This window comes from Paenibacillus sp. FSL L8-0436, assembly GCF_038593025.1.
In the GTDB taxonomy this organism is placed as follows: domain Bacteria; phylum Bacillota; class Bacilli; order Paenibacillales; family Paenibacillaceae; genus Paenibacillus_AQ.
In genome coordinates this window covers 654690-668650 of sequence record NZ_CP151955.1, presented here as the reverse complement: position 1 = coordinate 668650, position 13961 = coordinate 654690, and the positions used below count along the sequence as shown (strand labels likewise).

Here is a 13961-nt window from a genome sequence, read left to right as displayed (position 1 = left end):
TGAATCCTATAATTTTTTTATCATAGTTCATTTTCCCTATAGTTACAAATTGAATATTACTGCTTCTGGCAGCTTTCTCTTTAATTTACCCCCATAATTCGACTGCATAACCAGACTTTCCCGATTACCCCATCATCAATCCCATTTCGGCTGCATTCTCCGAAAGAATCACAGCATATTCCTCGAGAGTTTCCCGGGACAAGCGGCTGACAGGGCCGGACAGGGAAAGGGCTGCCACCACGCTGCCATTGCGGCCGACAATAGGCACAGCCACTGCAGCAGCCCCTGGTTCCCGCTCCTCGAAGCTGGTCGCATAGCCCCGGCGGGTAATTTCCTTAAGCTGCTCCAAGTACAGGCTTCTATCTACAGTTTCCGGCCAAGCCGGATCTGCCAGCAGCCGGATCTGCACCTCATGCGGCGCATAGGCGGCCAGCACCTTGCTGGAGGCGCCAACAGATAAGGGCAGCCGGGCACCAATCTGTGCCACCCGGCGGATTGCCTGCCGGCTCTGCACAGCCTGAATGCGCACACGTTCCAGACCGTCGCGCAGATAGAGGCTGACCGTCTCTCCCAGCCGGTCGCGCAGCCGCTCCATCGCCGGAAGCAGCAGTGCCGCCGGCTCATCCAGCGTTGGCAGATGGGTCGACAGCTCCCAAATCCGCATACCGAGCCGGTATTTCTCGGTACTTTCATTGCGCATCAGAAAGCCCTTCTCCTCCAGGGTAGTGAGCAGCCGGTGCACAGTACTCTTATGGAGGCCGATTTTGGCAGCAATCTCAGTCAAACTTAGATCATCATTCTCCTTCGTAAAACACAGCAATATATCCAGCGCCCGCTCTACAGCGCGTACGGTCAGTTTACGATCCTCCACAGCAATCTCCCCTTACCTGTTTCATTAAATGAAACCCGGTTACATAATTGTACATAGTTAATTCTATCTTAGAGCAAAAGCCCAAGGAAAGTCCAGTATATTAACTAACAGGAAAAGGCTGGGCCGCACTTTACAGTTAGATTACAAAAACGGCGAATTCATTGACTTTATGAGGGCGTCCCCATACGATTAAACATATGAATTAATTATGCCGATACAAATGGAAATAGTTCATAACATGAAACAATTCAGTTTGATTTTGACTTTGCGATTTTAGGAGTGGATCTTATGGATCTGGCAACCCACCGTACCGGCAGACCGGTCTCACGCAAGACCAAGGAGGATAAGTCAGACATCGCCCCCAACCTTTCACTGGGGATGATTCGCGTTAAACATATTGTAGTTGCATTGCTGTTATCCGTATTTTTCTTCTTTGTGTTCTGCTTCATTGCCCTGCATGGCTATATTGCCTGGGTGCTGTCTAATCCTACAGTGGCCCCCCTGTACTCCAACCCTTCACTGGCCAAGGGGCTGGACTATGAAGATGTGACCTTTCAGGCGCATGACGGAAGCCGGACGATGCAGGGCTGGTATATCCCGTCCAAGGACTCTACCAAAACCATTGTCTTCAGTCATGGCTACGGCGCCAACCGCGAGGAATCCTGGGTACCGATGTATGATCTGGCCCATTATGCCCATAGCCTGAATTTCAACGTCGTCATGTTCGACTATGGCTTCGCTTCCCAGACCAACAAGGATATCGCTACCGGCGGCAAAAAAGAATCACAGCAGCTCTTAGGCGCCATACAGTTCGCCAAGGACCGGGGAGCCGGAGAGATCGTCGTTTGGGGCTTCTCCATGGGTGCCGGCACAGCGCTTCAGGCGGGGCTAGTTACCGAGGACGTCGATGCGATGATTCTGGACAGCACCTTTTTGCTGGAGCCGGATACACTTTACCATAACATCAAGCAAAATATCGATCTTCCCCGCCAGCCTTCCCTGGAAATTATGGAGCTGCTCTTCCCGGTACTGAACGGCACAGGGCTGAATCAAATTCCTTATTCCAAGGTAAAAGCTGAAGACTATCCTTTCCCCGTTCTGTTCATGCACGGCACAAAGGATGACAAGGCGCCATACCCGATTGCCGAAGAGCTTGCAGCCAACCAGAGCAACCCTTACTCGGATTCGTGGATCGTCGAAAACAGCCACCATGAGCTGCTGTTCCGGGAGCATCCCCGCGAATATCTGCGCCGTGTTTCCGCTTTTCTGGGCAATGTGCATTTGGCTAAGAGCCAGGAGAATGAGCAGACTTCCATTGCCGGCAAATAACCTCACTAAGGCATCATCTTTGTTCAAAAATAATAGCGTGCAGAATGTATTCATAAAATACAACTCTGCACGCTATTTTTGTTGTTTAGCTGCTGCCGCCTTACCAAAGCCCATATACATAAATCAGCCGACCCTTTGCAGTCTGCAGCTTTGCACTTAATCCCTTCAAAGATGTTTTCTCCAGGCAAGGCCACATAAGACACTGCTTCCGCTCATATAATGAACCGTTTAAGATATCGGACGGGAGGACTGCATGTAATGTTATATGTATACGGACCGTTGCTGCCAGCACGAATACTCGAAGAAACTGTATTTTGGAAGACCCAGGAGAAAGAGCATACCGAAGTCATCAAAGCAATTGTGCCTCAATTGGAAGAGCCTTATGTCAAACTGCTCGATGAATGGGCTGTCGTCTTTGGTGCCACAGAGCAAGCCGCGCGGCGGCTGCTGGAAACTTCGCTCACTCCGGCATTTGCCGGACAGCATGAACTCGCTGCCGAAACAGAGCTGCTGCTGCAGACGGTCTGTTCCCAGTCGCGTGAGTTCATCCGCCAGCTATACGCACTGTGCGAAAGCAGCAAGGCAGTGAAAGCCCAGCCGCTGGCTGCTATTGTACTGCTGCATATTATTCGCGAGTCCGAGTATTTCCTTGCTGTTCTGGGGGGGCTGAGCACACCCGGACAGGTATCCGTTCTAATGCGGGAAAGCGCAGCGGACCCTGCGGAGTTTGCGTCTGTAGCTTCTACAGAGGGCAGCGGCAGCGGGTTTGGGCCGGCAACCCCGGCAGCCCAAACCCGTGAACCCGGTTCTGTGCCTATAGGCGGGCATAAGCTGCCTCCGCTCCCTTATGCTTATAGTGCGCTTGAACCGTATATCGACGAGAAGACCATGACCATCCATCATGACAAACATCACCAAAGCTACGTAGACGGACTGAACAAAGCAGAAATTAAGCTGGCGGAAGCCCGCAAAACCAACGATTTCGATCTCGTCAAACATTGGGAACGAGAGCTTGCCTTTAATGGTGCCGGGCATTATCTTCACACCATCTTCTGGAACGTAATGTCTCCACAAGGCGGCGGACGTCCGACCGGCGCCTTGCTGGACGCCATTGAACGCAGCTTCGGCAGCTATGATGCCTTTAAAGCGCAATTCACCGAAGCAGCGAATAAGGTTGAAGGCGGTGGCTGGGCTATTCTTGTCTGGAGTCCGCGCAGCCGCAGACTGGAAATCCTCACTGCTGAGAAACACCAGAATTTGTCGCAATGGGATGTTGTGCCGCTGCTCGCCCTGGATGTGTGGGAGCATGCCTATTACCTCAAGCATCAGAACAACCGTGCCGCCTATATTCAAGATTGGTGGAAGGTCGTCAATTGGCCTTATGTCTCACAGCGTTATGCCGCCGCCCGCAAGCTGGTCTGGCAGCCCTTTTGAGATTTTCGAAATAAATAGAGCCCTGCTCTCATCTAAAGTGAAAGCAGGGCTCTGTATGTGTACAAATTCGGGAGAATCTCCCCTATCATCCTATTCCTTGATCAAAGCCAAAAACTCCGCGCGTGCGGCAGCATCCTCACGGAAGCTTCCTCTCGTCGCCATGGTCACCGTCTTGCTGCCGGGCTTCTTCACCCCACGGGCACACATGCACAGATGCTCGCCTTCTACGACGACCATGACCCCATGAGGATTCAGCACCTCGGTCATGATGTCGGCAATCTGAGTCGTGATCCGCTCCTGCACCTGCAGACGCCGGCTAACCGCTTCAACGAGACGGGCCAGTTTGCTTAGTCCGGCAATACGCCCGCTTGGGACGTAGCCGATATGCACTTTGCCGAAGAAAGGAGCCATGTGATGCTCGCATTGGCTGTAATAGACGATATCCTTTACAATGACCAGCTCTTCGTGAGATTCATCAAAAGTTACACCAAGCGCCTCTCGGGGATCTATCGAATAACCGCCAAATATCTCCTCGTACATCCGCGTGACCCGTGCCGGTGTTTCCAACAGCCCTTCGCGGCCGGTGTCCTCTCCGATTAACTCCAATATCTTCTCAACATGGTACTCGATCTGCTCGCGGTTCACCGAGACCTTGCCGTTTACGTATTCCTTGATGCCCCCCATGAAACCTCCCCCTTCCGCACCCGCGTATACCTTCATCTATCGGGGCCGTGTTACTTGCCCTTGCGCCGCTGCCCTTTGTTTGCAACAGGAGCACGTCCAGGCTGATTATTGTTCTTCATCATTTGCTGTGCACGCTGCATTTGCTTGCCGTTCAGGTTGTAACCCATTTGCTTCGCAACCTTCTGCAGCATTTCCGGATCATTTTGCATCGTTGTCATTTGTCTGCGTAGATAATATACACCGATAAAGAATCCGCCGATCAGACCAACAACAAGCGTAATAATAGGCCATACAATGTTCATCTGGAATCCACCTTTGTACTCAATTGTCTGCAGCGCCCGCTGCGGGCATGCGAATCTATCATAGCATTTCAAGAACTGGACAGCAATTGGTAAATCCCATGAGTCAGAAGAGGTAGGTTCCGGTGTCATCCGGGAGGGCGTGCTCTGCTTCGAGCTGCAGCAGCCGGGTCTTGATCGCAAGGCCACCGGCGTATCCGACCAGCGTTCCTCCCGCACCGATTACCCGGTGGCACGGCACAATTACCGGAACAGGATTGCGGTTATTAGCTCCGCCTACAGCGCGCACAGCCTGCGGATTGCCGATCCGCACAGCAATATCCTTATAGGAAGCGGACTCTCCGTAGGGAATGCCGCGCAGCGCCTCCCATACCTGAAGCTGGAAGGCCGTGCCACGCATATCCAGAGGCAGCGTGAAGTCCTGCAGTCCTCCGGCAAAATACGCCTCAAGCTGCGCTTTAGCCTGCTCCAGCCGGGACTCATCTTCGATTAATATCACGGTTCCAATCTGTACCTTGAGCCATTTCTCCAGGTTCTCCCGGCTCCCGGCAAATGTCCCGAATTCTATAAGACATAATCCCGCCTCTGTTGCACATAAGGTCAGCGGGCCAATCGGCGATTCCATTTCACTGTAATACACAGCAGTTTCAGTTCCCAGACTGCCCCCCGCCAGCTTGCTCATTGGTCTCCGTCTCCTCCCGCTTCAGCAGCTTGTCCAGCGCCCGTTCAAGCATCTCCCGGACCTGGTTGTCCTCTTCAGCCAACAGTGCCTTTTCAACAGCCGCCAGCGCCTCTCCGCCGCCAATGCGCCCAAGCGCCCAGGCCGCAGTCCCGCGCATTTCCGGGCGTGACTCCCGCAGCACAATTTCGGTCAGCTTCGGTACAGCGCCAGCCTCTTTGAAATTGCCAAGCGCGATAATCGCATTGCGCTGGATCGGCTTTTTACCGCGCCAGGCCGCCGAACTGCTGCCGAATTTCTCTTTGAACTCACGATTGCTGAGCTCAAGAATCGGCAGCAAAAGCGGCTTGACGATTTCCGGATCAGGCAGCAGCTCCGGACGGTGGTTCCAGTTCTTCCCGCGATTTTTCGGGCAGACAATCTGGCAGGTATCGCAGCCATACAGCCGGTTGCCGATCTTGGTCATATACTCATCGCTTAAAAACCCTTTGGTCTGCGTTAAATAGGAAATACAGGCCTGGGCGTTAAGCTGACCCGGGCCAACGAGTGCCCCGGTAGGACAAGCGTCAATACATTTCGTACAATCGCCGCAGCCTTCCTCCACGGGTGCATCCGGGGGGAACGGAATGTTCGTCACCATTTCCCCAAGATAGATCCATGACCCCCACTTGGGAGAGATGATCGCACAGTTCTTGGCACTGAAGCCGATTCCTGCCCGCTCCGCTACAGCTCTGTCTACCAGCACGCCAGTATCCACCATACTCTCCAGCACGGCATCCGGCACACGCTCACGGATAAAAGCCTCCAGCTTCCCCAGCGCTTCACGCAGCACATGATGGTAATCCTGGCCCCAGGCAGCCCGGGCCAGAATTCCCCGGCGCGCACCCGGTTCAGATCTGGGCGGATTCTCCATCTTGGAAGGATAGGCCACCGCAATGGCCAGAATGGATAGCGGCGTCTCACCGGACGGAAGTGCCGGAATAGTCCGCTTATCCAAATCAGGCTCTTCAAAACCGGATTCATACCCCTTGTCCCGGTGATCCTGCAGGATGTTTTTTAAATATAGAAACGGCTCAGCCGTCGCAAACCCGATATCATCAATGCCCAGCGCCGGAGCGGCAGCCTTGATCTCCGCCTTAAGATCTTCCCATATGGAAGGCGGCGGAGCATAGGATGACTGAGTTTTAATGTTCATTTCCGCCTTCACCTTCTCTTATAATGAATTCAGTTTGGAGAGCGGCCACCAGATATAAACTGCCTTGCCGACAATACTCTTCTGCGGGACGGTGCCAAAGTAACGGCTGTCCTTGCTGGCTCCGGCATGCCGGTTATCACCCATCACAAAATAGCTTCCCTTCTCGACAGTCAGCCCCAAAAAATCAGGATCCTGAATTTCCGTATCAATATAAGGCTCATCGGCCATTTCTCCGTTAACGTACAGTTTATGGCCCTGCACCTCTATGAAATCACCGGGTATCCCAATGACGCGTTTCACCAGATATTCCTTGCGGTCCGGGCCGGTGCTGGGATCATGCAGCACAATAACATCTCCCCGCGACGGGTTCGCAAAGCTCAAAGTGATCTTGTTAATGATCAGCTTCTCCCCCTCAACCAGCGTAGGCTGCATGGACTGGCCGACCACAGTAGATATATTGAAAATAAATAAATTCAAAAGCGACATGAACCCAAATACAATTGCCGCGGTGATTACCCAATCCCGCAGTTCTAGAATCCATCTGTTTCCCGGCTGCAGTTTGGAACCGTGATGTGTGACAGATCTGTATCTTTGCTTGCGGCTTCGCATAAATTCCCCTTCAAGCTCCCGGTCCATATGCCACCTTCTTGCCCAGATTGGTAGATCAAGTCTATAACAATAGAAAAGCATATCTCCCGGCCATTTGCAATGGACTCCGGGGAGATATGCTTTAGTATAATGGATCAGACTATGCAAGTCGCTATAGTTCTCTATTTAGTAAATGTTTCCGCTTACGCAGCGCCCATGATAAAAGACATTATCCAACGATGCTGAGCTTCCGTACTGATTTGAAGATTTGATTCTCGTCATATCCCATAGCTTCATACAGCGGCAATGCGAAGGAATTGTGCTCATCAACGGCTACGAAAATACCGCTAACCTTGCGCGCCTGAAATCTGTGTTCCATCGCCGTTACAAGACTTTTGCCGATTCCTCTGCGGCGGTAGTCGGGATGGACAGCAATTCGGAAATAACAGCCGTGGTTCTTCTCGATTGTACCTATCAGCGCACCAACAATTTCTTCTTCATCCTCAGCAACTACAATGAGATCTGAATCCCAAGAAAGCTGTCTGGAGAAGGGCTCGATCGTGCTTTCAAAACACTCTTCCGATAATGCGCTCTGCAGCAGTTCAGTCACAGGGGTAACGTCGCTTAATTGAAAGGAACGAACGTGCATTCTTTAAAATCTCCCTTTTCTATGGCTTAGAGTTTAACAAAAAGAAGGAGTTCCCGTAACAGTATAAAGAGAAAAAAAGGCATCAGAAAAGCAAAAATGGGAATTTCGAGGATGTTGTCGAATCCATCATTTCATGCAGCTTTTCTTGCGATCAAAGAAGTATTAACTTAATGTAAAATAGTCGGTAACTTCTCTAATCTCCAAAAACCGAGGAATACCTGCTTTTGACTCTATTAAAGCACACTTTTCTCGTGATATCACCATTTTTCTTTTGAAAGCGCTTGATATGAAGCGTTTTCATGAAACATGTTTACATATTTTCTTTATAAAGGTAAATTCAAAGGTATAAAAGCAAAGTCTCCAGGGAATTCTATAAGTTTAACACAGCATTTACACTTCCGGTCAGGTTTGTTTGATCACAACTTTTTAAACGTTTATGTTTGTTTAATGTTGCATTATTGTTCCAGATACGGTTTAATAAAAGTATCTTATCGGATATAACCAATAAGAGGCATTGGAAATAAGGGGTTTTGACGTCAAGACTGCCAAAATTCTTTATCTATACAATTCTAATAAACTCAGGAGGGATTTTTCCATGGCATTTCAATTACCGGCACTTCCTTATCCGAACAACGCTCTTGAACCGCACATCGACGCATTGACGATGGAGATTCATCATGACAGGCACCATAATACTTATGTGACGAACCTGAACGCCGCTCTGGAAAAAGCACCTGAACTTCAAAACAAGAGCATCGAAGAGCTTCTCACCGACCTGAACGCTGTACCTGAAGCCATCCGCACTGCTGTTCGCAACAACGGTGGTGGACACGCCAACCATACCCTGTTCTGGGAAGTCATCGGACCAAACGCCGGCGGCGCACCTACAGGTGCACTGGCAGCTGCAATTGACAGCGAGCTGGGCGGATTCGACAAATTCAAAGAAGATTTTGCTACTGCAGCAACTACCCGTTTCGGCAGCGGCTGGGCTTGGCTCGTGGTTAAGGACGGCAAACTTGCTGTAACAAGCACACCGAACCAAGACAACCCAATCAGTGAAGGTGCTACTCCAATCCTCGGCCTCGATGTATGGGAGCATGCTTACTACCTGAACTATCAAAACAAACGCCCTGACTACATCAAAGCCTTCTGGAATGTAGTTAACTGGGAAGAAGTCGGCAAACGTTACGAAAGCGCGAAGTAAGGAACTGCGGCGACATCGCCGCGCCTTGCTCAGCCTACTCTAATCTATAACTCAAACGGCCCCGTCCTTTTTAAAGGACGGGGCCGTTGCTGTACGCAGGATGTGGTGTCCAGCTTCCACCTTATCCCTAGATGTGAAAACGGCTGCGCCGTGTCCGGTTAGGACATAGCGCAGCCGTTTTTCATTGATAGGCCCGGAGTTGATGCGGCAGCGTACGCTTGGAGCGCTACAGTAGCGAATGCTTTTGTACAAACCAGTCGTTATCTAGACTGAACTTGATCCGTAGCACTCATGCCTGATTGCTATCAGGCTTTTTATGTGATTGCACTTTCTGCAGTAGAATGCTCATTGCTCAGCAATAAATGACATTCCGCTGTATTTTATACAACAGATTTCTGGATTTATCGCCAAAGCCGTCTTTTCCACTAGATTCTGCTGTACAGAGTGCAATAGATTCTATTTCCCTGCTAATTTAGGAGTCATCTGCTGTAAAAAGTGCAACAGAACTGCATCTCGACCTGAACCTGAGGGAGATACGAGCTGGATCAGCTGCAATACGGTTTAGAAATCTAGACTTTGGACATTACCTGTGCTCAGATTCCATTGATAAACCGTTCCGCTTCATTACTTGCACGCGCTCACTCTCTCAGGTAATCGCTTCGCTCCGGTTCGCCCTAGAACCCCATTTCGTACCGCCCGTTCTGCCAGCCTATTCGGTCCTATTCCCCTCATCAAGCCACTCTTCTCCGGTCTTACAGCTTCTGTGCTTCCAGCTCATCGAAATAATGGTTAAGCAGCTTCAAAAAAACGTTCGGAAAGGCGTAGTTCGCCATGTCCTCGCGGTTGATCCACCGCAAGGCTCCGGCATCCTCCGGATTTCCGCTGCCGTCTGCAAACTGCTCGACCGGACTGTCCGTAGCGGAGAAGAGATCAACCGCATACGCATCTGGCGTGCCCATGGCGCGCACAACACCGGCTGGCGGCATGCCTGAGGCCAGTGCAGCACCAGGTTGTGTGCCATCTGCGGGTGCAGCGCCGCCTTGCGCAGCACCGCCTAGTGTGCCATCTGCAGTCACAGCACCGCCTTGCGTGCCATCTGCAGGTGCAGCACCACTTTGCGTGCCATCTGCGGGCGCAGTAGTGCCTGGTGTGCCATTTACAGACACAGCACCGCCTTGCGTGCCATCTGCAGGTGCAGCACCAGTTTGCGTGCCATCTGCAGGCACAGCGCCGGCTTGCGTGCCATCTGCGGGTGCAGCACCAGCTCGTGTGCCATCTACAGATGCAGCACCGCCTTGCGGGCCATCTACAGGTGCAGCACCAGCTTGTGTGCCATCTGCTGGCCCCGCGCTGCCATCCGTGGGCACGGCGGCAGCCGCGTTCCCGGCCGCGTATGCCGCCCGCCCCTCCGCCGCCAGCGGCAGCGCCGGGGCGTCCTCTTCCCTGCAGCGGTACACCTGCAGGGTCCACACGATATGGCTGAACGTATGTTCCGCAGCCATCCAGTGCTCTTCAGGCCGGGCGAAGATCCCGGCCTGCCGCAGTGACCGGCGCAGCCGGTCCAGCGCTGCCGCTTCAGGCAGCAGCGCAGCGGAAGCGCCGCCCTCCGCAGGCGGCGCCGGCCAGTGCGGCAGCTCCCACATGCGGGCCAAAAGCCCGCTGGATGGCCGCTGCCGGATCAGCACCCGGCCCGCGTGCTCGCCGCGGCCCGTAACAAGGGCCGCCAGCCGCTCCTCGGGGCGCGGGGGCTTGGCCTTGGTCTTGACGGGCAGCGAAGTCTCGCAGCCCGCCAGGCGCGCGGCGCAGTGCTCCATCACCGGGCAAGGCAGACAGCGCGGTGATTTCGGCGTGCAGACGAGCGCCCCAAGCTCCATTAGCGCCTGGTTGAAATGCGAAGCCTCCCCCTCCGGGATCAGCTCCGCCGCCAGCCGCTCCATCTTCACCCGCGTCGGCCCCTTAGCGATGTCATCCTCCATCAGGAAATAGCGGGACAATACCCGCATCACATTTCCGTCCACCGCAGGTTCAGGCCGGTTGAACGCAATGCTGAGAATAGCTCCTGCCGTATAGGGTCCAACCCCTTTAAGGCTGAATACGGCATCGCGGTCATTCGGAACCATTCCGCCGTATTGTTCCTTCACCTGCCGCGCGGCATGCTGAAGATTCCGTGCACGGGAATAGTAACCAAGACCCTCCCAGCATTTCAGCACATCCTCCTCCGGTGCGTCGGCAAGCGATTCCACCGTAGGAAACCGCTCAATGAAGCGGTTGAAATACGGAATAACCGTATCGACTCTCGTCTGCTGCAGCATAATTTCCGAAATCCAGATATAATACGGATTGCGATGGCGCCGCCAAGGCAAATCACGTTTCTGCCCATGGTACCATTCCAGCAGATTACGGCTGAAAAACAACTTGGTTTCCTGCTGCGCCTGCTCCTGTTGTTCATGCGTTGTCATCATTTATTCTCCTTGATTCTTATATTTACTTCACACGGGCATCAGTGGAGCCACAGCCCGTCAGTTCATTCAAGTCCCATGCTGTAAGCTCCAACTTTCCTTGCCGCTCAAACCCTCCGTTCCATTACCGCAAAAGTCGAAGCCAGCTCACGGCTGTGGGTAATGGTAAGATGAATGAGGTACTCCCGGCCTTTCAGCCGGAGCCGTTCCCAGGCCTCCTCCGAGAGTGTAACTATCGGTTTGCCATATGCATCCGGCAGGATCTGAATATCCTGAAACCCCACTTCCCGGCCGATGCCGCAGCCCAGCGCTTTCACAACCGCCTCCTTGGCCGCGAACCGCCCGGCTATGAACTCCGCAGCATTGCCGCCCCGCCGCTCCAGAAGCTCAAGCTCTGCCTCTGTAAGGATGCGCCGGATAAACTTCGCTCCAGATCCTTTATTCATTAATGCTTCAATCCGCTGGATTTCCAGCACATCATGCCCGATCCCGTATATCAAAATCCCACGCTCCTTATGGACGTGCAGTCATAAACCGCTTCAATCTGATAGCTATCCTTAATAGCTTTGTTAATGGTATGATCTTCATATACATTGTCCGTAAATCATATAGATTATAGTTGTCCCGGATTCTTTCTGCTATCTTAAAAGAAAAAACCGCCGAAGTCTATCCTGCTACTTCCCTCATCATGAATCTTAACCACAGAATCTCAATTCTATATTAAAAAGACATAATAATCTCTGAAAGCTAAAGAGAGGGGAATCGACCATGAACCGCAATTTTCAGTTGCCTGCCGGAGAAGATGCCGTCCTGCGCTGCTCACATTTTCCAGCTCAAGGCAAAGCCAATAGTTTGATTGTTATTGCCCACGGATACAAGGGCTTTAAGGATTGGGGAATGTTCCCTTACCTCGCAGCCGCGCTCAGCCAGGAGCATGAAGTGATCTCCTTCAATTTCTCCCATGCGGGAATCGGCGAGGATCTGCAGAATTTCACCGAGCTTGAGAAGTTCGCCCGCAATACCTATAACCGCGAGATCAAAGACATGGAGATCCTGCTCTCCTATCTCAGCCAGCATCATAAATTTGGCAGCCTGCCCTTATTCCTGCTGGGTCACAGCCGCGGCGGCGGCGATTGTCTGCTTTACGCACTGGACCACCCGGAGGAGATTGCCGGAGTCATCTCCTGGAACGGAATCACCGATCTGGATTTGTTCACAGATGAACAGAAACGGGAAATGAAACAAAGCGGCCGGACTCATGTACTCAATGGCCGCACGGGTCAGCAAATGCCGCTCGATGCCGTTATTATTGAAGATCTGGAGCGGCAAGCCGGGCGCTACAATCTTCTGGAGCGAATGAAAACTGCCGCTTTCCCCGTTGTCCTCATTCAAGGGACCCAGGATAGCGAACGGCTGCGCCGCGGCTCGGAGCAACTGGTCCACCTCCGGCCCGATATAGCGCGGGTGCAAATTCCGGAGGGCAATCATACCTTTGGCAGTGTCCATCCTTTTGCCGGGACCACTCCGCAGCTGGAACAGGCGATCGACGCTACCCGCGAATTTATCCGCAGCGTACTGGCCGGATAACCGCCGGCCCGCCGCCAACGGAAGACCGCCATATCATGTAATACTACACACAAAACCGCCGGAAAGTCTGAGTATGCACTCAGATCTCCGGCGGTTTTTGTATAAACTTCTCCTTCTAGATGCCCGGTATTACGTTGCGCTTGTGCGCCGTTCTCCGGTAATAAGCTTCCAGTTTCCCGGCAACCTCAGGGCTGACCTGTTTGCCCTCCAGATAGTCGCTGTTGTCATCATACGTAATACCCAGCTCAGTTTCATCCGTCTGTCCGGGCCAGAGGCCGGCCGTCGGTGCTTTGGTCACGATATCCTCCGGCACTCCCAGATAGGCTGCAAGCTGGCGTACCTGGCGCTTGTTCAGCGAGCTCAGCGGTGTAATATCGACTGCGCCATCGCCCCATTTGGTGTAAAAGCCGGTAATGGCCTCGGAAGCATGATCCGTTCCCACTACCAGCAGATTATTCTCGAAGGAGAGTGCGTACTGCATAACCATGCGGGTTCTCGCCTTCACATTTCCTTTGCCCTGATGTGTAATGTGACGGTGCTGGCCCAGCGCTTTCAGGCTATGTTCAACCTCAAGTGCGATCTCATTTACAGCTTCTTCAATATTGGTCTCAACCTTATGTGTCAGTTCAAAAGCTTCAGCCACCGCGTAGCTGTGCTCGATATCCTCCTGAACACCGTAAGGCTGAAATACGCCAAGGGTGATGTACTCCTTGCCTTCTTCTGCGGTCAGCTCATCGGTTGCCCGTTTGCACAGGCCTGTTGCCACCGCACTGTCGACCCCGCCACTGATCGCTATGAGCAGCCCTTTTGCTCCTGCCTGCCGTACATATGCTTTCAGGAAATCAACACGCCTCCGTACCTCTGCCTCTTCATCAATGGCCGGCTTTACGCCGAGGGCAGCAATAATCTCTTCTTGCAAGCTCACAAACCACACCCCGTTTCATCACTTTGATCATATAAATTATATTTTGAAAAAATCCCGC

Annotated in this window: 11 protein-coding genes and 2 pseudogenes; 4 read left to right on the top strand and 9 right to left on the bottom strand. The window is 52.5% G+C overall.

The genetic code is table 11. From position 1 onward, the window contains the following. Nucleotides 1-124: 124 nt before the first annotated feature. Nucleotides 125-871 carry an IclR family transcriptional regulator gene (locus tag NSS79_RS03175; protein ID WP_340895011.1) on the bottom strand — a complete coding sequence of 249 codons (747 nt, stop codon included), beginning with the start codon at nt 869-871 and terminating at the stop codon, nt 125-127. Between the two features lie 288 nt (nt 872-1159). Here NSS79_RS03175 and NSS79_RS03170 point away from each other — a divergent pair, with 288 nt between their 5' ends. Then, nucleotides 1160-2200: an alpha/beta fold hydrolase gene (locus NSS79_RS03170; RefSeq protein WP_340895012.1), complete on the top strand. Its 1041-nt coding sequence runs from the start codon at nt 1160-1162 to the stop codon at nt 2198-2200. A gap of 258 nt (nt 2201-2458) precedes the next feature. Next, nucleotides 2459-3634 (top strand): Fe-Mn family superoxide dismutase, encoded by a 1176-nt coding sequence (locus NSS79_RS03165; RefSeq protein ID WP_342438247.1) that lies wholly within the window; start codon nt 2459-2461, stop codon nt 3632-3634. A 90-nt stretch (nt 3635-3724) separates the two neighbouring features. Here NSS79_RS03165 and folE read toward each other — a convergent pair whose 3' ends face one another. The 5 genes and pseudogenes from folE to NSS79_RS03140 all read right to left on the bottom strand — a co-directional run bounded on the left by folE (nt 3725) and on the right by NSS79_RS03140 (nt 7728). Next, nucleotides 3725-4318, bottom strand: a complete 594-nt coding sequence (gene folE / locus NSS79_RS03160; RefSeq protein ID WP_038585568.1) for a GTP cyclohydrolase I FolE — start codon at nt 4316-4318, stop codon at nt 3725-3727. A gap of 50 nt (nt 4319-4368) precedes the next feature. Beyond that, nucleotides 4369-4620: a YneF family protein gene (locus NSS79_RS03155; protein WP_038585565.1), complete on the bottom strand. Its 252-nt coding sequence runs from the start codon at nt 4618-4620 to the stop codon at nt 4369-4371. 103 nt (nt 4621-4723) lie between these two features. Further along, a pseudogene (queG, locus tag NSS79_RS03150) lies at nt 4724-6491 on the bottom strand (tRNA epoxyqueuosine(34) reductase QueG). 18 nt (nt 6492-6509) lie between these two features. Continuing rightward, a complete protein-coding gene (gene lepB, locus NSS79_RS03145; RefSeq protein WP_342438246.1) occupies nt 6510-7127 on the bottom strand; it encodes a signal peptidase I in 618 nt (205 codons plus the stop codon). Nucleotides 7128-7308: 181 nt separating this feature from the next. Further along, nucleotides 7309-7728, bottom strand: coding sequence for a GNAT family N-acetyltransferase (locus tag NSS79_RS03140; RefSeq protein WP_038585559.1), 420 nt, complete (start codon nt 7726-7728; stop codon nt 7309-7311). 595 nt (nt 7729-8323) lie between these two features. On the opposite strand from NSS79_RS03140, the gene NSS79_RS03135 reads away from it, so the two are divergent. Beyond that, nucleotides 8324-8932: a superoxide dismutase gene (locus NSS79_RS03135; RefSeq protein ID WP_340895018.1), complete on the top strand. Its 609-nt coding sequence runs from the start codon at nt 8324-8326 to the stop codon at nt 8930-8932. Nucleotides 8933-10323: 1391 nt separating this feature from the next. Here NSS79_RS03135 and mutY read toward each other — a convergent pair. Both mutY and acpS read right to left on the bottom strand, forming a co-directional pair. After that, nucleotides 10324-11391: pseudogene (gene mutY, locus NSS79_RS03130) on the bottom strand (A/G-specific adenine glycosylase); the annotation flags it as partial. A gap of 107 nt (nt 11392-11498) precedes the next feature. Then, a complete protein-coding gene (acpS, locus tag NSS79_RS03125; RefSeq protein WP_076112806.1) occupies nt 11499-11891 on the bottom strand; it encodes a holo-ACP synthase in 393 nt (130 codons plus the stop codon). 268 nt (nt 11892-12159) lie between these two features. Between acpS and NSS79_RS03120 the strand changes: the two genes are divergently transcribed. After that, nucleotides 12160-12978, top strand: a complete 819-nt coding sequence (locus NSS79_RS03120) for an alpha/beta fold hydrolase (protein WP_342438245.1) — start codon at nt 12160-12162, stop codon at nt 12976-12978. 115 nt (nt 12979-13093) lie between these two features. Here NSS79_RS03120 and nadE read toward each other — a convergent pair whose 3' ends face one another. Beyond that, nucleotides 13094-13903 carry an ammonia-dependent NAD(+) synthetase gene (gene nadE / locus NSS79_RS03115; protein ID WP_342438244.1) on the bottom strand — a complete coding sequence of 270 codons (810 nt, stop codon included), beginning with the start codon at nt 13901-13903 and terminating at the stop codon, nt 13094-13096. Nucleotides 13904-13961 lie beyond the last annotated feature (58 nt).

Coding starts and splice junctions, on each gene's coding strand:
- NSS79_RS03155 (WP_038585565.1), bottom strand. CDS start 4,620: ATGAACATTGTATGGCCTATTATTACGCTTGTTGTTGGTCTGATCGGC.
- NSS79_RS03135 (WP_340895018.1), top strand. CDS start 8,324: ATGGCATTTCAATTACCGGCACTTCCTTATCCGAACAACGCTCTTGAA.
- lepB (WP_342438246.1), bottom strand. CDS start 7,127: ATGGACCGGGAGCTTGAAGGGGAATTTATGCGAAGCCGCAAGCAAAGA.
- NSS79_RS03170 (WP_340895012.1), top strand. CDS start 1,160: ATGGATCTGGCAACCCACCGTACCGGCAGACCGGTCTCACGCAAGACC.
- NSS79_RS03140 (WP_038585559.1), bottom strand. CDS start 7,728: ATGCACGTTCGTTCCTTTCAATTAAGCGACGTTACCCCTGTGACTGAA.
- folE (WP_038585568.1), bottom strand. CDS start 4,318: ATGGGGGGCATCAAGGAATACGTAAACGGCAAGGTCTCGGTGAACCGC.
- NSS79_RS03120 (WP_342438245.1), top strand. CDS start 12,160: ATGAACCGCAATTTTCAGTTGCCTGCCGGAGAAGATGCCGTCCTGCGC.
- NSS79_RS03165 (WP_342438247.1), top strand. CDS start 2,459: ATGTTATATGTATACGGACCGTTGCTGCCAGCACGAATACTCGAAGAA.